A 17,693-nucleotide genomic window follows, 5' to 3' on the forward strand; every position below is an offset into this window, starting at 1 on the left:
ACCCATCTGAATCCCTACCCCATCTTATTGCGCAGTCAGAATGACCGGTCCATCGGCTGTAATGGCAATGGTATGTTCATACTGAGCGGACAGACTCCCATCCAATGTACGCGCAGTCCAACCGTCTGAATCCAGCTTGCTGCGGAATGTCCCAATATTCAACATCGGTTCAATGGTGATGACCATGCCTTCCTTAAGCCGCGGACCACGATGCGGTGGGCCATAGTGAGGAACCTGAGGTTCTTCATGCATCTTCTCTCCGATACCGTGTCCAATAAATTCACGAACCACGGACAGACCTTCTCCTTCAGCATACGTTTGAATGGCATGCGAGATGTCTCCGATCCGGTTACCGACAATAGCAAACTCAATGCCTTTGTATAGAGAGTTTTTCGTCACGTCCAGCAAATGCTGCGCTTCAGGACTTACATTCCCCACAGCATAAGACCAAGCTGAGTCTGCCAGCCAGCCATCCAAATTCACGACCATGTCGATGGTAACGATATCGCCGTCTTTCAGCACATATTTTCCCGGAAAGCCGTGACAGATCACGTCATTAACCGACGCGCATGTCGCATAAGGGTACCCGTTGTATCCCTTTTGCTCCGGTATAGCGCCATTTTTCTTCATAAATGCCTCTGCAAACTGGTCGATTTCCTGTGTCGTGATCCCCGGACGAATCAGTTTTGCGATTTCTCTATGGCACGCAGACAGAATTTCTCCAGCTTTTCTCATTTGTTCAATCTGTTCTTTCGTCTTTATCGTGATCATGCCAACTACTCCTTGTCCGTTATGATCTTATCCTGTCTTCTATTGTAACGCGAAACGCTCAAAATAAAAAATTCCGATAACTGAACCAACATCCTATTATACGCCAAGCTGTGAATGAATGAGTATTTTTTTCTCCAAAAACACGAAACCGTCTTGGGCAAGCCACGTATTAGCATAAAAATAACTGAAAACGAAAGGATGAACGACTCATGTTTAAGAAGCTCATAGGCAAACTCATCGACTCCAAGTCCTCATCTCACCACAAACGTTACAGTTCTTCCAACAGACGTTCCTATAAAAAATACAGCAGTTCCTCTGGCAAACGCGGCTACAAGCGCTATTCCTCATCCGATATGAAGTACAGGGATCAGCGCCATGGATCAGGGTATTACAAAAGCAGAAAGTATAGCTCCAGCTAAACGATACTGAACCTGCCCAATTTATATGCCCAATGAGCTATGGTCTAACTTTGCTCAACTCTGATTGAATCTGACTCTTAACCACCAGATATAACAAAGGGGTGTTCCATCGATACCGTACACACGGTCTTCGGAACACCCCTGCTTTTTATTTGATATGAACCCTTACTTCGCTCTTCTACTTCTACAGCAACGCTCTCAAACGATCCATCTCATGCTGTAACTCTTCCGTCCCGCCAACATAACCTGGGCGAAGCCCAAGCAATCGCTCCAGCATCTCATGCAGTTCAGGCGTAAGCCGAAGCTCTTCTTGCCAGCTGGCAGGAGTGCTGCCTACCTGCGGCTCATAGGCGGAGTACAGCATGAAAAGCAAAAAGTGACCGATATCCTGCAGATCCTGATCTGGTACAGCCGGTTCATCTTCAGGCTCAGGCACATCTTTCATTCGGCGTTTCAACTCTGGCAACAACGGCTCCCCCAAGCGTCTTGCCAGGCCAAAATCAATTAAATGCACTCGTCCCTCTCGTATAATGACGTTAGGGATTCGCACGTCGCCATGAATGAATCCCTGCTCATGTACATGAGCTACCGGAGCCAATAGCTGAGAAGCGAGTTCCACGCATTGACGCTCTGTATATTGCTGACCTTCTTCGAAGATCAATTGTTCCAGCGTCTGTCCGCAGACATACTCTGTCACCATATAATTCTGTCTTCGCACGTTAAAAGTATCCAAAAGCTTAGGAATTGCCGGGTGATACAGATGCTGTAATACATCCGTTTCCCTGTTCAGCAGCCTCGCAGCAAGCTTCCCCTTACTCGGTTTCGATTCCTTCAACGCGACTTCCCTTCCAGTCTGCTGATCCACGCACAGATAGGTCAGTCCATAACTCCCCATGCCTAGAAGCTCCCGTATCACATAACGATCTCCTACAACCGTTCCTTGCCGCCTAGGGCGATCTGTAAATAAACCGAGCAATCTTTGCCAGCTTCGCTCCAGCTCCACGTTGCCTCCCACGCCAGCTTCTGATGTCTGATCCGGTTTCCTGTCATGAGAAACGGCTGATCAGCGGCTGGACTTCATGTTGTATTGGAGCTAATTATAGCAGGCTATACATATGAAATCACGATCATCCATCATGCAGAATCACTTAGGCTTCTTTATGTTTCTTTGGCATCAAGCCAAATAACATGCGAAGCGAAGTGATTTTGGACTTTCGTTTACGTCCCTGATAACTGCGCAAATTCGTCACGAGTTCGCGGTCTCGTTCCTCCTCCAGCTTTTCGTTCATCCACTGACGTTGCTTCTCCATCTGTTCCTGAAGCGCAAGATGAGTCTCCGCCAGATGCTGGAGTGTCAGCTCCAGTTCATCCACCCGGTGCTGCAGCACCTGAACGCGATCTTCCTGTTCCTCCTTGGGTTCTACCGCACCGTAGGTGACCTCACTTACAAGCTGGCCGAGCCCTTCATAGGATCTCAATTGCCCATACTGATCCACTTCCAGCGGCGGTAACGGATTAGATCCAGATAAGACCGTACTGGCTACAGCACATTCCTGCTCTGTTTGCTCACGAATGGCTTGGACAGACTGCTGTTCTGTTTTCCCTTCTGCTGGAGACAGCACCGTAACCACCGCATCAGCCAGAGGCAGGTTATGCTCTCTAAGCTCAGTCATCAGACGTTCAATGCACTCGATATCATCGGATTTGAACAATCTGGATTTATTCGCAGAACGTTCGAAGCGGTATCCCTGCTCCTCAAGTGCTGCCGCATATTTACGAAGAGTACTGGCACCTATACCCAGGCTCTTGGCCGTTTCCGTCGTTGCTCCTACTTCTTCAATCATCATAAATTCCCTCCCGGTATGAAGTCTTTTGGGCTTGCAAAATAACGACTTTAGCGCTCCTGCAACGAACTGTCATCGGATCGGGTGACCTTTCTCTTACACTTTGTCTTGCACAACATTGGACTATGCACATGAAACATGAAACCTTAAACAACCCAAAACAACCTTCCTCATGTAACCCGCCAGTGCTTCTCTCTTTGCATGTCGGTAAGTATTCGTCAGTCTACTTGCAGAACCCTTTGACGGTTTAGTTCTGTTTCTAGGGATTCATAAGAACTTTTGTCAGGTATATATTTCGCATAAAATCTCCTTCATCCGACAAGCTACAGGAATGCTGTCGTGTCGAAAACAGTATATGAAAACGCCGTCTAAATTTCGGAGTGCATCGAATTGATGTCAATTTTGTTAACTCCACTACTCCAACACGCTCCCGCGACAGAGGGAATCATTGCTGTATCGCTTTCCCTTGTGTTATCTTATGTAACGTAGAATTGAATATCGGCATAAAATAAAGCACTATACTTAACATAACAATAATCAAGTAACGGATAAATCCAATGTAAACGGAGGCTGAAGGCAGTGTTAGGCAAATCAGGGAAAGTAGCAGTCATCGGGGCGGGTCTTGTAGGTTCAAGTTGTGCATATTCGATGATCAATCAATCGATATGCAGGGAGATTATGATGGTCGATCGGACGTATGACCGTGCTGTAGCACAGGCACTCGATTTTTCCCATTGCATGGACTTTACACATAACCGAACGAAAGTGTACGCGGGAACGTATGCCGATTGCGGCAGTATGGATGTCATTATTTTGACCGCAGGAGCCAATCCAAAGCCTGGACAGACAAGACTGGATGTTCTGGAGGAAGCAGAGTCCATTGCCAAAGATATCGTAGTTCCGATCATGAACAGTGGTTTTAACGGCATCTTTGTTGTCGCAGCCAACCCCGTGGACATTGTTACGTATATGGTATGGAAATTGTCCGGTTTGCCACGTGAGCGTGTTATCGGGACGGGGACTTCGATTGATTCTTCAAGGCTCAAAACACTGCTCTCCGAGGTATTCTCCATCGACCCGCGCAGCGTACACGGCTACGCACTCGGTGAGCACGGCGAGTCCCAATTCGTGGCCTGGTCACATGTTACCATCGGAGGCAAGCCTATTCTGCATATTTTGGATCAACACAAGGAACGGTTCAAACATCTGGATCTGGACGATATCGCCAAAAAAACGAAGGATGCGGGCTGGGAAATTTTTACCCGTAAAGGTTCGACCCAATTTGGCATCGGGAATGCACTTGCCCATATTACTCGCTCCATCCTGAATGACGAGCATAAAATTATTGCCGTATCCGCGATTCTCGATGGCGAATATGGACAGCGGAATGTTTGTGCAGGAGTCCCTGCAATCATCGGGGAAGGCGGCATTCAAGAGATTATCGAATTAAATCTCGATCAAGCAGAGGTTGAGAAATTCGAGCGTTCCTGTGAAATTTTGTCCGGTAATATTAACCGCCTAACCCTAGCCTGAGTCTCCGTAACTTCTGAATAACAACAGGTTTAATCCATGAGCTTGTTACAAAATAGAACACAAAAAACAACCTTCATTTCACCACACTGTGGAAATGAAGGTTGTTCTTCTACACTAAATTTTTAATCCGTTGGACTTAATCCAATGATAATCACATGCATATCCACTTAACTAGGCCCGATTCGCGGCTCATCAGACGGTCCCCATTGCTGGAGGACACGCTTCAATTCACTTAGCATCACCGGCTTGCTGATAAAGTCCCGCATGCCAATCTCCAGACAGGCCTCTTTATCTTCCCGCCTGGAATTGCCTGTTACGGCAATAATCGGAGGAATCCGATCCTGTGGAATTAACCGATGCAGCAAATTCGTAGCTTTGAGCCCGTCCATAACAGGCATATGAATATCCATCAGCACAATATCATAGGCATTCTGCGAGATGGCATCAATCGCCTCTACACCGTTAGTGCACACATCAGCCTCATAGCCCAGCTTCTCCAAATATTCCTGTAGAATCTTCCGGTTGACCGGATGATCTTCCGCTACGAGAATACGCATTGCCACCTTGTCACTTTGACGTGTGCGGTCATGCTGGAACTCACTTGCTGACTTTTCACCTGATGCTTCAACTCGCGTCGTCGGAATGGCAAACCGGAAAACGGAACCTTCTCCTTCGGTACTCTCCACACTAATGCTTCCACCCATAATTTCAACAAGTCTCTTGGAGATCACCAGCCCAAGTCCAGTACCGCCGTATTTGCGATTAATTACCGGATGTAGTTGCGAGAACGACTGGAACAGCTGATCCAGCTTGTCCGCAGGAATACCAATACCCGTATCCTCCACCGCAAAATCAAGGACAGTATCCTCAGGCTTGCTCCCCTTGATGATATCTACCGTGACATCAATACTTCCCTGATCTGTGAATTTCAGTGCGTTGCCCACAAGATTCACTAGAATCTGCCTTATTCGCATGGAATCTCCTGCCATATAATCGGGGATATTCGGATTCAGACGAAAACGAATATCCAGATGTTTCTCGTCTGCCCGCGGCTTGAACAGCTCCGCGACCTGCTCCAGCATCTTGCGCAGCGAGAACGGCTCGTAGGCCAGGGCCATTTTACCCGACTCCAGCTTACTGAAGTCCAGAATATCATTCAGGATGTTCAGCAGTGCATCGCCGCTCTCTTGAATGATCTGAGCATACTCCCTCTGCTCCTCTGACAAGTCTGTACCCACCAATAGCTCGGTCATTCCTACAATGCCGTTCATGGGTGTCCGGATTTCGTGGCTGACGAGCGAAAGAAATTCGGACTTGGCCTGTGCAGCCAGCTCAGCCGTTTCCTTGGCGCGAACAATTTCACGTTCACCGGTAACGTCATTAAAGACAACTACCGCACCACGAATCTGACCTTCATCAATAATCGGAGTAACCTGATATTGGACGAGGAAACTGCTCCCGTCTTTTCGCCAGAACACATCCTCCGTCACTGAACGCGCATGACCATCGAGCACCGTCATATGAATCGGACATTCTTCTTTTGGAAAATAACTTCCGTCTGCACGGGTGTGATGGATAATCGGGTGTGAACTTTTGCCAATGAATTCATGTGCTTCATAACCAAACATGGATGCCGCCGCCGGATTCATGAACATCGTAATACCATCCGCATCGAGGCCGTAGATTCCTTCGGTAACGGTATTGAGAATCAACTCATGCTGCTTGCTCAGCTCCTGAATACGCTCTGTGTATTCCTTGCGCTCCGTAATATCCGATACTATACCGTAAGCACCCACCATTTCGTTATCTACAATGATGGGCACATTGGTTACTGAAACTTCGATCTTTCGGCCACTGGAACTCACAACACGAGACTCATAGTATTGGGCTTGCCCCTGCTTCACAAGCTCAAAACAGGCTTCACCTTTGTGCATTTCTCTTTTATCCAAATTCGACAGAAAGGACTGCCCGATCAGCTTGCTGCGCGGGATATCAAGCATCTGCACCATATTACTGTTCACTGCACTATAGTTCCCTTCCAGATCGAGGGAGTATACCGCAGCCGGATTATATTCAAACAATGACTTGTAACGTTCACGACTCTCGCGGAGACGTCTGTCAGCATCCATCTGCTGGGTAATATCCCTGCTGATGCTGACAATTTGCGTTATCTTGCCAAGCTCGCCAGCCACGGGTTTCGCCAATGTCTCCATCCAGATGTAGTGACCATCCTTGTGCAGCACCCTCATCTTGCACCCATTACCAATATTCGAAATGGGCAAAGGGTCAGGATAATCCCCCGGGTAACAGTAAGATTTAAATGATTTTCCTGTGACTTCCTCCGGCTCATAACCAAGCAGTGTACGAACAGATGGAGACACATACAGGAGTTCGCCATCTATGGCACAGGTTGTAATCAGATCTTGTGCATGCTCGGCCAGCACCTGATACTTCTCCTGTGTCTCCTGCAGTTCCTGCTCGATGATAACCTTGTCCGTGACATCCTTGGCAATTCCGTAGATGCCGACGACCTCATCACCTTCTGTTATTGGTATATAGGTCACCTGTGCATGTTTCACAGTACCATCTTTATGATAAAACGCCATCGATTCACTGACTGAATGTCCAGCCAGCACTTCTTCAATGAATTGTACTCGTCTCTTTTCACTTTCAGGCGGGCTGATGCGATCCCGACTCACCCCTGCAAGCTCTCCAATTTTGTAGCCGGATAACCGTTCAAAGGAAGGGTTAGCATCCATATGATTCCCTTCAACGTCCATCACATAGATGGCATCCGGGTGGTTAAAAAACAATGATCGGTAAGAGCTACCCTCAGAAATAATTCGTTTCAGGGTTTCCGTTTTATTACGCTCCAAAGGCTTACCCCTCTTTTCTCAGCCAAAATCTTCTTTTCACACTGCATATACGCCACTTCTGGCTGTAACAGGCTTACCCTCGAATAACCATGTTCGACTGACTAGAAACAGCTTTTTTTATTTTACCAGATTCTCGTCTCATTTTGCTTATCAAATAGGATAAAATTCACATCACTGGGCATGCAAAAGATGGAATTATATCTTTATCGCATAATATAAAAAAACTGAGACTGTCTGCATACCAAATCATTGGATGCGCAGCCTCAGGAAGGTTCATTTGTTATTCTCATCGTACTTAAGCTTTATACTTCCTTCTTCGAAAAATAAATCATGCCAATCGCAATAAACAACGCGGCGCTCCCCCCAACTACGGTCAAAAGTGTACCGAGCGGAACATTGAATGCACCGAACCCTGTGCCCTCGATGGGAAGCATCAGAATCATCGGCTGTGCCCATGGATAATATGGCCCATACGTTGCGGAGTTTGCAACCAAAATATTAGGTATCGTTAGCGCAAAATTCAAGGCAAGCGGCGCGGCGAAGCTGCTCCAGATCAGAGACACAAACATCTGTAATGCCGCCAGCGGGATACATGCCAGAAGTCCAAGCAGCATTTTGCTGACAAGGAATCCCCAAGGTACCGGGGTTGCCATGCCATGGATTAACCCTGTCAATACGATACTTCCGAATAGAAGCAACTGTGTACCAGCCAGGAGCAGTAACACAATCGTGAATTTGCCTAAATACACACCTGTACGTGTAAGTGGCAAAACCAAGAGTTGTTTCCATCCGCCCCCTGCATGTTCAAAACGACATACAAATGAGGTGAATACACCTGTTAGCATCGGTAACAAAAGCATACCATGAATCATCACCATGGCTGACATCAATGCTCTCCAGTCACCCGATGGGGAAGACAGCAGACCAATGAGCAGTGCGATTAACGGACTGATCAGAACCAAAAGCGAGATCGGCGATTTTGCCATTTTCAAACGTTCCGCAGATAAGATACGAAAATAGGTTGCTGCAAAATTCATATCAGGCCACATCCTTCCGGCTGAAGTGTATCATACCTGTCAGCAGAATGATGATTGCTAAACCTGCACCCATTCCTGCGTATAGGTACGCGTTAGGCGCACTCCAAGCCATTTGTGCCCAAGCAAGTGGAAAATGTGGAGAGATGCTGAGTGAAAACATACCGGTGATGGCAAGAATAATGCCGAATGTAACCGGTAGCGCCTGATTTTTGGATACCAGCGTAAACCATAATTCAATGGACAATACAGGCAGTGCGCCTGCAAGCGGCATAAGCCCCAGCTTCAGCGCCTGTGCCCACGGTATATCTTTGGCATCGAAACCAAGCACAAGCCCCAGTCCAACAACCCCCGCGGTTAACAACAGACATGATATCATTAGCAGCACACAAGCCAGCAGAAACTTTGCAAGATAAACGGCTGGTCTTTTAATCGGCATCGCCAAAAGTTGCTTCCACGACCCCTGCTCATGCTCTATTCCAGCTATCATCGAACTCAGAATGGTCGCACCCAGCATTAAAGCGAGTGGCACAAAAACAATTACGTTACCCAGCAGACCTCCCCACAAATTATCGGCATACTGCTCTTTCAGATAATCCAGTCGTAATCCGAAATTCAAAGCCTGCATGGCCGTTAACCCGATTGGGGCAAGAAACACCAGAAACCAGATGCCTTTGCCACGAATTTTAAGCCAGTCGGCTGACAATGCACGTCCTGTCATAGCGAAGCCCCCTCGCCAATGACACGCATGAAGAGATCCTCCAAAGACTGTCTCTGTTCTTCGACCCGGTATACATCATGATCCTGTTCAATTAAACGACGCACCAGCAGTGCAACTGCGCTGTTATCCATGTAGGGGAAGGTAAGCTCAGCACCCTGCCTCTGACCAAATTGCCCCTGCTCACGAGCAAGCTTCATGGCTGCCTCCGGTTCCGACACCGTAAGCCTGATTGAGCTGCCTGTCTGACTATGCAGACTTGCCATCGTATCCTGCATCACCATTTTGCCATCTCGTATAATGCCGACACGGCTCGCCATCTGCTCGACTTCACTCAGCAAGTGACTGGATACAAGAACAGTGATGCCATGCTCCAGCGGCATACGTTTGATGAGTTCCCGAATCTCCTGAATCCCCGCTGGGTCAAGTCCGTTCGTTGGCTCATCCAGAATAAGCAATTCCGGTTCACCGAGCAGCGCGCTGGCAATACCCAAACGCTGTTTCATGCCAAGGGAATACCCTTTTACATTTCGTTTAGCATCTTTCGTCAGATCAACAATAGATAACACTTCCGCAATCCTTGACTTGGGTACATTGATGATGCGACGCAGCACCTCAAGATTCTCTACCGCATTCAGATGACCATAATACGAGGGGTACTCTACCAAAGAACCTACGCGACGCAAAATGTCCATACGGTCCTTACGAATATCTTTGTCGAAGACCCTGATGACCCCTTTGGTCGGTTTGATCAAGCCAAGAAGCATGCGGATCGTTGTTGTTTTGCCGGCACCGTTGGGACCAAGGAAGCCGTAGATATCTCCCTTTTTAATATGAAGATCAAGTTCACGAACCGCCGCGCGGTCCTTGTATGTTTTCCATAAATTCGCTGTTTGAATAATATTTTCGCTCATTCATCATCACCTCGGAACTATCGTAACCCTCCAAGGTTAAAGCAAGCGTACGTCCAAGGTTAAGTTTAGTTTAAAAAGAAACCTCTTCTCCCTGCGTTCAAACTTCCCGATCATTCTCTTTGCCGCTGTATAGATAGGTGCGGACACCCGCATCCGAGCTATCTACCCGCTTCCGCAAACCCATCTCACGAATCAGCAAATCGACAATGGACAAGCCAAGTCCTGTGCCCTTCGTACCCGAATCCGGTTGAATCCCCGGCCCGCGATCCTCGATCACTACGGCAGTTCGGCCCTGAATCTGCTCCGTGAAAATGCGAATATACTTTCCGCTCGCCGCATGACGAACTACATTTTGGAACAGATTATCCAGCACACGCCGTAGCCCTTGCGCATCTACATCCCAGATTAGCGGAGTTTCAGGCAGATCGATATCGATCTCAAACTCTTCCTTCTCCCACACCGGATACCATGAAGCAGCAGCTTCTCTTATCATACGCAGTGCATCCTTCTGCTCCAGTTTTAAAGTGTATCTTCCACTAGTCAGCAGATTATACGTGAGCAAATTGTCGATCAGTTCACCAAGATCCTGTATCTTGCCTTCCATCCGACTCAGTGCCCGCACGCCTTGCTCACTTAGGTTTTCTTTATGCAGTGCATGCATATGTCCGCGAATTACCGTCAACGGTGTTCTCAGGTCATGTGATAAACCTGCCACCAGCCGTTTGCGAAGCTGCTCCTCTTCCCGCTCACGCTGGAGGCTATCCGTTAACTGATATACCATCTGGTTAAAGGATTCCTCCAAATGTCCAATTTCATCCGATCTGTTAATGTCCACTGGAAGCGGTATGCCCTCCTTGCTCGGGGTAACCATGGCAGATTGCAAGTGAATCAGTCGTTTGCGAATTTTAGCAAAGAACAGAACGGACATCACAATAAAGATCACAAACACAATCAGCATCACTGCTCCAAAATAGATGAATTCTAATAGCCCGTTATTGGTGAGGTTTTGAATGAGCTCACGAGGGACTTCAATCACCATAAACCCTTGTCCCTTATTCACATTTCCTCCGCCAATAAAAGAAACCACGGTTAGAGGATCGCGATAGAAGGCTTGCTTCATAAACTGAACCGCATCATTTGGTGTCCATATTGCCGGGATTCGAGTCTCTGCTTTTTCTCCAGTTGCCAATGACCACTTCAGAATGACATCTGTATTTAAAGACTCCGGCTCCCCTTCCGAGGTGACTGAAGGATTTAATGACTTAGATTTTAGTACCTCCGCCTCTTCACCACCAAGCACTAACATCGTTCTGCCTGCCGCATCTACACGATACATAGCTGATTTAGGGTATTTCTCCTGCAGTTCTTTCATCCGTTTATCTATGATTTGGTCAGAAGCCCCGCCCAGTTTTTTGGATTCCATGGCCCACAGTTCGGTAATTTGGTCAGCGTTTCCGTAAGGCGCTTCTTCACTAGAGCTTACGTTATTGATGACCACAATAAAAGCCGTTGCTACCAGCGGCACCACAACAGGTACAAACAGTACCGCTGCCAAAATCAGAAGCATGTATCTGGACATCAGAGATCGCCCAAACTTTATTTTGGGACGGATAGGCTGTTCTGTTTTACTGCCTCTGTTCAGTTCAGACTTTCTTAACTTCCGTTCTCTAATCCACTTCATCATGGTTTCTTCACGCGATAGCCAACACCGCGTACCGTCTGAATAATGACAGGATTGGCCGGATCAAGTTCCAACTTCTCGCGCAGATGCCGGATGTGCACCATCAACGTTTTGTCCCCATCCAGATAAGACTCGTTCCAAACCGCCTCATAGATCTGTTCTTTGGTGCGGATCATGCCCATATGCCGAAGTAAATAAGCGAAGATGTGGAACTGTTTACCCGATAAAATAATCTCTTCCCCTGTCTGTTCATTGACGATCCGGTTATCCCGCTCATAGATCGACAGATGATCCAGTTTAAGTACCGCTTCACTTGAAGCTACCGCTCCTGCCTTCCGCAGTTGAACCTCAATTCGCGCTGCAAGCTCGTCCGGATGAAACGGTTTGGTCACGTAATCATCGGCAAAATCAAGTCCATGCAACTTGTCATCAATGGATGTTCTGGCCGAGAGCATGACGATGGGCACAGCAGGATATTCTTTTTTTAATCGCTGGCCTACCGTAAATCCGTCCAACCCTGGCAACATGACATCCAGGATGACTAGGGCGCAGTCTGCCACTGCCTCGGTGGCCCCTTCACCACTCCCAAGCCAAACGACCTCATATCCACGCTCCTCCAAGTCTTCTCTCACCCATGTTGCGATTTCCGTATCGTCCTCAATGTATAACAGTTTGGTTTTCATCTATGTACTCGTTTCCTTTCCATCCTCATTGGGTTAATGATATACCTGGGCAGCATTACTTATCTATATGAATTTTATGCCCTTTAATTTTGAATGGGCGAGCTTTCGCACCAGATTAAATTCAAGCCCGAATGCACAAGCTACAATGTTCGTTGTCTAGGTTTCAGTGCATTCCATGTCACTCGTTTGGAGCCAGTCCCCTCTGTTCATACCCTATTATAACGCAATCTGCAGTCACGTAATATGAAGCTATACCATTGAGCATGATGTCTACATACCACCTGTACTACTAGCATATTTAATCTACATTAAATTAATTGGTTTCTGCTTACTTCATTCATATCGGACAGGAGGAATTACATATGCTGCTTGAAGCCATCTTTCACCAACCGAAACGAAACTGGGCCTATGCCTATGATCAGGATACGATTCGTCTGCGTCTGCGTGCCAAAAAGAATGATCTCACCGAGGTGTATGCTCTGACTGGAGACAAATACGCGTGGGAGGAAACAAGAGATATGGTTCCTCTGACCAAATTGACGTCAGACTCTATGTTTGACTACTACGAGGGGGAAGTGAAACCTCCGTATCATCGATTGAAGTATGCTTTTTTGCTCAAAAGTGGAAAAGAACACATCTGGATGACCGAGACGGATTTCCAAGAGGAGGAGCCGGATGATCCAGGCCGCATGTTCCAATTCCCGTATCTTCATGCCGGAGCTGTATTCACACCCCCAGCGTGGGTGAAAGATGCTGTGTTTTATCAGATTTTCCCCGAGCGGTTTGCCAATGGCAACCCGGATATCAATCCCGAAGAGGTTGAACCTTGGGGTGGTGAACCCACACCCTTTAATTTCTTTGGCGGTGACCTGCAGGGCGTAATCGACCACCTCGATTACCTCAGTGAATTGGGCATTAATGCGATTTATTTCACGCCAATTTTTGAAGCCACAACCAATCATAAATATGATACCGAAGACTATCTGCGTGTAGACCGCCATTTCGGTGATGCTGACACGGTGAAGCGTCTGGTGAAGTTGTGTCATGAACGTGGTATTCGTGTGCTGCTGGATGCCGTGTTTAATCATTCTGGTAAAACGTTTGCTCCTTTTGTTGACGTACAAAAGCATGGTGCTCAGTCCAAATACAAGGACTGGTTTCACGTACATGAATTCCCGTTGGACGTGAAGGATGGCATTCCAACTTATGAGACATTTGGCTTTGAACCTCATATGCCCAAATTGAATACAGAGAATCCAGATGTGAAGGCCTACTTGCTCGAAGTAGCCGAATATTGGATCAAGGAAGTTGGTACGGACGGCTGGCGTCTTGATGTGGCTGATGAAGTGGATAATGCTTTCTGGAGAGATTTTAGACGAGTTGTTAAAGCGGCCAACCCGGATGCCTATATATTGGGTGAGATATGGAATGAATCTTCTTCCTGGCTGCAAGGTGACCAGTTCGATGCCGCCATGAACTATCCGTTCACCGCTGCCGTCAATCATTTCTTTGTGGAAGATAAGATGCACGCGGAACAATTCGCGAGTGCCCTTGGCCGCCAGCTATCCCGCTACCCACTTCAAGCGAGCGAGGTGGCATTCAACTTGCTCGACAGTCATGACACCCCGCGCCTGCTCACCTTGTGTGAGGGCGATCAACGCAAGATGAAGCTGGCTGCCTTGTTCCAGTTCAGTTATATGGGAGCCCCATGTATCTATTATGGTGACGAGATTGGGCTCGACGGCGAACATGATCCGGGATGCCGCAAATGCATGGAGTGGGACGAAGCGAAGCAGGATCGGGAGCTACTTCACTTTTATCAAAAGTTGATTGCTCTGCGCCATGCTCATCCTGCACTGCGTGCAGCAGGAACCATTCGTTTCCTGCAAGCTCAGGAAGGCGGCAGCCAGCTTGTGATGGAGCGGCAAAGTGACGAGGAACGCATCCTCATTCTGTTCAACCGTTCTGAGGAAACGGCCATCGTTGAACTGGACGCAGGGGAGCAGCCTTGGACGGAACTGTTTGAGGGCAACCATCGCACCGCTCTGGAAGACGGTATGCTTGCGATTGAACTGCCTGCTTACGGATATGCCGTGATTCGCACAGAAATAAAGTAGATGGAATTTTGAAACTCACCATAACTAACTGCCTTCTCCAATTATGATGGGTTGATTGCTATCTGGCTGGTTTAGGCACACTGAACAAACAAGCGTCTCGCATAACCTGAGCAAACCAGGTTCGCGGACGCTTGTTTGTTATGATGGAAAAACGACTTAGCATGCTCTATTACTACTTGTTGATCGGGTCCTGGTTGTATGCTCCTGAGCTATCTGACCTATCCTGTATATGATCCGACTTGCTATTCTGCCTCTGAGCCTGTTTGTGATGTTTCGGATGTCTCATCCGGCACTCGTTTGGCTTTGGGTTTCGCCAGCTTCTCCATCATCTTGCGGCCTGTAGGTGTCTGAGCGAGCCCACCTTGTGCTGTCTCGCGGTGACGACTTGGCATCGCACTGCCTACCTCCAACATAACGTCGATGACTTCGTCAGACGGAATGGCACTGCGTACACCAGCAAGTGCCATATCTGCGGCAGCCAGTGCAGTAACGGCACCGAGTCCATTGCGAACGATGCATGGAATCTCTACAAGGCCAGCAACCGGATCACAGATGAGGCCTAGTGTATTTTTCAAAGCCAATCCTACAGCATGCACCACCTGCTCTGGTGTTCCTCCGCGAAGCTCTACCATCGCGCCGGCAGCCATGCCGATCGCCGAACCTACCTCCGCCTGACAACCGCCCTCAGCCCCAGAGATAAATGAATTGTTGGCAATTACGTAACCGATAGCTCCGGCGCAAAACAATCCATTCACCAGATGTTCATCCGTCCAGCCAAATCGTTCTTGGGAGCTGATAAATACACCAGGAATGATGCCACAGGAGCCCGCTGTTGGCGTAGCCACGATCCGTCCCATAGAGGCATTCACTTCCGATACACATAACGCATAGGCCATGGCAAGGGCTGAAGCATCGCCAGAGCATGTTTCACCTTGGCGAATATATTCGGCCATCTTCTTCCCATCCCCACCCGTCAGTCCGCTACGTGAGGTGGTATCTTCTGTAAGTCCTTTGCGTACCGCTTCTTTCATCACCTGATAGTACTCCGACATCTGCTTTACCACGTCTGTTTCGGGTGTATTGGTCTCCTGTACCTGCTCTTCAATCATCAACTGTGCAATTGTTTTGGACTCCGCAGTGCAGATGGTGTTCAATTCATGTAGATGTTTAAACCGCATCCGAATCACCCCCTCTCTTCAGATCAATCACACGAATGTCCAGCATATGATCCAAAGAACGCAACTTGTTCAACGTGTCTTCACTCGGTGGTGCATCCATCTCCATTGCTGTTAGTGCCTCACCATCACGAGCCTTTCGATCCACTTGCATATAGCCGATATTCACTCCGGATGAGCTAATGGCGGAGGTCACGGATGCCAGCACACCTGCTTTATCAGCATGACGCAACACAAGTGTTGGAAACTCTCCACTGATCTGTACGCGAAAATCATTTAACGCATGTACAGACACACTGCCGCCGCCGATGGAAGCACCTACTAATGAGCATTCCCGTTCTCCGTGCCATAATTCAATCTTCACTGTATTTGGATGAGGCGCTGGCAGACCGCTGGTGTAAAATTCAACCTCCATGCCCGCTTCGGCCGCATATTGCTCTGCATCAGGGATGCGCGGATCATCCGTGACATAATCGAGCAAACCGCCAATGAGCGCCAGATCCGTCCCGTGCCCTTGATAGGTATCCGCAAATGAACCGTATAACGTGAGCCGCGCACGATCCGGTGTGCATCCCAGCCATTGACGTGCAATCCGGCCCAGCCTTGCAGCACCCGCTGTATGTGAACTTGACGGTCCCGTCATCGACGGGCCAATAATTGAAAAAACATCTTTAAATCGCACTTTTAACCCTCCAATTGGTTTTGTCATCAACATCTGGACAAGACCCACCACAATGTTCCTGATTTACTGAATGATGACATTAAAAAAGGACAGAAGAAGGCCGTTAGCCCTCCCTCTGTCCTTGATACCTGAGAGTTTCATGATCACAGCAATCGGGAGAACGAGGTCAAGTGCGTTTCAGTACAAGACGGTTCTCCAAGCTAAGAATCATATACCCCTTGGGTGGCGCATGTTGCGCACTCTCCAGAGCTGCGTCCAACGACGGTACATTTACCTGAGAGATTGACCACTGCGCCGGGTGCGCAGGAGCTTGCTCCTTCGGTGCCTGAACATCACGCCAATAATGCCTGGCACGTTCAAGTCTCTCCCGCTCGTTATCATTCGCTGTTATATCATTTAATTCTAGTGAAGTATTGAACGCTGAATTTACGAACCATGTATAAGATTAGAGTAATGTACAGTATCGGATATGTCAACAAAGGTGACCCGTATCATAAAACGGACGCTCATTTTAACTGAATGCAATGGCATTGATATTTCTCACTTGTGCTGAAGCACTTGTGACACTTGTAGTTGTAACAAACGAAATGCTTATAGTATAAACGTTGGTTGTTGTAGAAGTCGCTGTATCTACATAAGTGTTGGAAGAAAGGAAATTTAACGTTCCCGCAGCATTCCCCGTTCTGGAGAGCAACAGTTGGTTAATCAACACTCCGTTCACTCTGAGGTTAATATTATATGCAATACTCCAGTTGGACCCCACAACTATTGAAATTTGTGTACTGTTATCAATTTTCACTCTCTGGCCTGTCACGACAGGTACATTGAGTGTCTGAATTGTCGTTTCAGCCACTAACGAAAGAGCTAATGATGATGTCTGACTGTCAGCAAACAAAGAGGAGCTCGCTGGCGCAGAAGCCGCTGTAGATCCTGTTGCACCCGTAGCACCTGTGACTCCCGTTGCTCCTGTTGCTCCGGTTATACCTGTCGCTCCTGTGCCACCAGTGGCTCCGGTCGCCCCCGTCACACCTGTTGTTCCCGTCACTCCCGTGACTCCGGTTATACCTGTCGCTCCTGTGCCACCAGTGGCTCCGGTCGCCCCCGTTACACCTGTTGTTCCCGTCAGTCCTGTAGCTCCAGTCACACCGGTTGCTCCAGTCACACCGGTTGCTCCTGTTTCACCAGTTAATCCGGTCACGCCTGTCACGCCTGTCGTTCCCGTCACTCCCGCGGCTCCGGTTATACC

15 protein-coding genes, 1 pseudogene and 2 riboswitches are annotated in these 17,693 nt (G+C 48.1%); of the genes and pseudogenes, 3 read left to right on the forward strand and 13 right to left on the reverse strand.

The features are described 5' to 3' along the window. Window positions 1-24 precede the first annotated feature (24 nt). Window positions 25-771, reverse strand: coding sequence for a type I methionyl aminopeptidase (gene map, locus ABIE27_RS26670; protein ID WP_429351933.1), 747 nt, complete (start codon window positions 769-771; stop codon window positions 25-27). A gap of 209 nt (window positions 772-980) precedes the next feature. Between map and ABIE27_RS26675 the strand changes: the two genes are divergently transcribed. Next, window positions 981-1,190, forward strand: a complete 210-nt coding sequence (locus ABIE27_RS26675; RefSeq protein ID WP_123065578.1) for a hypothetical protein — start codon at window positions 981-983, stop codon at window positions 1,188-1,190. Window positions 1,191-1,374: 184 nt separating this feature from the next. Here ABIE27_RS26675 and ABIE27_RS26680 read toward each other — a convergent pair whose 3' ends face one another. From ABIE27_RS26680 to ABIE27_RS26690, 3 genes are all read right to left on the reverse strand, one after another. Then, window positions 1,375-2,106 carry a serine/threonine protein kinase gene (locus tag ABIE27_RS26680; protein ID WP_429351934.1) on the reverse strand — a complete coding sequence of 244 codons (732 nt, stop codon included), beginning with the start codon at window positions 2,104-2,106 and terminating at the stop codon, window positions 1,375-1,377. Between the two features lie 11 nt (window positions 2,107-2,117). Then, window positions 2,118-2,240, reverse strand: coding sequence for a hypothetical protein (locus ABIE27_RS26685; protein WP_429351935.1), 123 nt, complete (start codon window positions 2,238-2,240; stop codon window positions 2,118-2,120). Window positions 2,241-2,338: 98 nt separating this feature from the next. Then, window positions 2,339-3,034: a hypothetical protein gene (locus ABIE27_RS26690; protein ID WP_151458097.1), complete on the reverse strand. Its 696-nt coding sequence runs from the start codon at window positions 3,032-3,034 to the stop codon at window positions 2,339-2,341. 579 nt (window positions 3,035-3,613) lie between these two features. On the opposite strand from ABIE27_RS26690, the gene ABIE27_RS26695 reads away from it, so the two are divergent. Continuing rightward, window positions 3,614-4,567: an L-lactate dehydrogenase gene (locus ABIE27_RS26695; protein WP_123065576.1), complete on the forward strand. Its 954-nt coding sequence runs from the start codon at window positions 3,614-3,616 to the stop codon at window positions 4,565-4,567. A 167-nt stretch (window positions 4,568-4,734) separates the two neighbouring features. Here the strand turns inward: ABIE27_RS26695 and ABIE27_RS26700 are convergent, their stop codons facing one another. From ABIE27_RS26700 to ABIE27_RS26725, 6 genes are all read right to left on the reverse strand, one after another. Further along, window positions 4,735-7,443 (reverse strand): PAS domain-containing hybrid sensor histidine kinase/response regulator, encoded by a 2,709-nt coding sequence (locus tag ABIE27_RS26700; protein WP_123065575.1) that lies wholly within the window; start codon window positions 7,441-7,443, stop codon window positions 4,735-4,737. Between the two features lie 302 nt (window positions 7,444-7,745). Next, complete coding sequence (locus ABIE27_RS26705) at window positions 7,746-8,480, reverse strand: ABC transporter permease (RefSeq protein WP_123065574.1); 735 nt, start codon at window positions 8,478-8,480, stop codon at window positions 7,746-7,748. Between the two features lies 1 nt (window position 8,481). Then, window positions 8,482-9,198, reverse strand: coding sequence for an ABC transporter permease (locus tag ABIE27_RS26710; RefSeq protein ID WP_123065573.1), 717 nt, complete (start codon window positions 9,196-9,198; stop codon window positions 8,482-8,484). Then, the gene (locus ABIE27_RS26715; protein ID WP_090918727.1) at window positions 9,195-10,109 is read right to left on the reverse strand and encodes an ABC transporter ATP-binding protein; all 915 of its coding nucleotides are present in this window, start codon (window positions 10,107-10,109) and stop codon (window positions 9,195-9,197) included. Before ABIE27_RS26715 ends, ABIE27_RS26710 begins: the two co-directional genes overlap by 4 nt. Window positions 10,110-10,206: 97 nt before the next feature. Beyond that, window positions 10,207-11,793: a HAMP domain-containing sensor histidine kinase gene (locus tag ABIE27_RS26720; RefSeq protein WP_123065572.1), complete on the reverse strand. Its 1,587-nt coding sequence runs from the start codon at window positions 11,791-11,793 to the stop codon at window positions 10,207-10,209. Next, window positions 11,790-12,473: a response regulator transcription factor gene (locus ABIE27_RS26725; RefSeq protein WP_123065571.1), complete on the reverse strand. Its 684-nt coding sequence runs from the start codon at window positions 12,471-12,473 to the stop codon at window positions 11,790-11,792. Before ABIE27_RS26725 ends, ABIE27_RS26720 begins: the two co-directional genes overlap by 4 nt. Before the next feature lie 362 nt (window positions 12,474-12,835). Here ABIE27_RS26725 and ABIE27_RS26730 point away from each other — a divergent pair, with 362 nt between their 5' ends. Continuing rightward, complete coding sequence (locus ABIE27_RS26730; RefSeq protein WP_123065570.1) at window positions 12,836-14,590, forward strand: alpha-glycosidase; 1,755 nt, start codon at window positions 12,836-12,838, stop codon at window positions 14,588-14,590. Window positions 14,591-14,832: 242 nt separating this feature from the next. Here the strand turns inward: ABIE27_RS26730 and sdaAA are convergent, their stop codons facing one another. The 3 genes and pseudogenes from sdaAA to ABIE27_RS26745 form a co-directional block, all read right to left on the reverse strand. Next, window positions 14,833-15,768, reverse strand: coding sequence for an L-serine ammonia-lyase, iron-sulfur-dependent, subunit alpha (gene sdaAA / locus ABIE27_RS26735; RefSeq protein WP_123065569.1), 936 nt, complete (start codon window positions 15,766-15,768; stop codon window positions 14,833-14,835). After that, window positions 15,758-16,447, reverse strand: a complete 690-nt coding sequence (gene sdaAB / locus ABIE27_RS26740; RefSeq protein WP_123065568.1) for an L-serine ammonia-lyase, iron-sulfur-dependent subunit beta — start codon at window positions 16,445-16,447, stop codon at window positions 15,758-15,760. Before sdaAB ends, sdaAA begins: the two co-directional genes overlap by 11 nt. A gap of 113 nt (window positions 16,448-16,560) precedes the next feature. Beyond that, a riboswitch (glycine riboswitch) is annotated at window positions 16,561-16,696 on the reverse strand. A 4-nt stretch (window positions 16,697-16,700) separates the two neighbouring features. Further along, window positions 16,701-16,827, reverse strand: a riboswitch (glycine riboswitch). A 131-nt stretch (window positions 16,828-16,958) separates the two neighbouring features. Beyond that, window positions 16,959-17,693 (reverse strand): annotated as a pseudogene (locus ABIE27_RS26745) (collagen-like triple helix repeat-containing protein); the annotation flags it as partial.

Origin of the sequence: Paenibacillus sp. 4624, from assembly GCF_050435065.1 — a bacterium.
Taxonomy (GTDB): Bacteria; Bacillota; Bacilli; order Paenibacillales; family Paenibacillaceae; genus Paenibacillus; species Paenibacillus amylolyticus_D.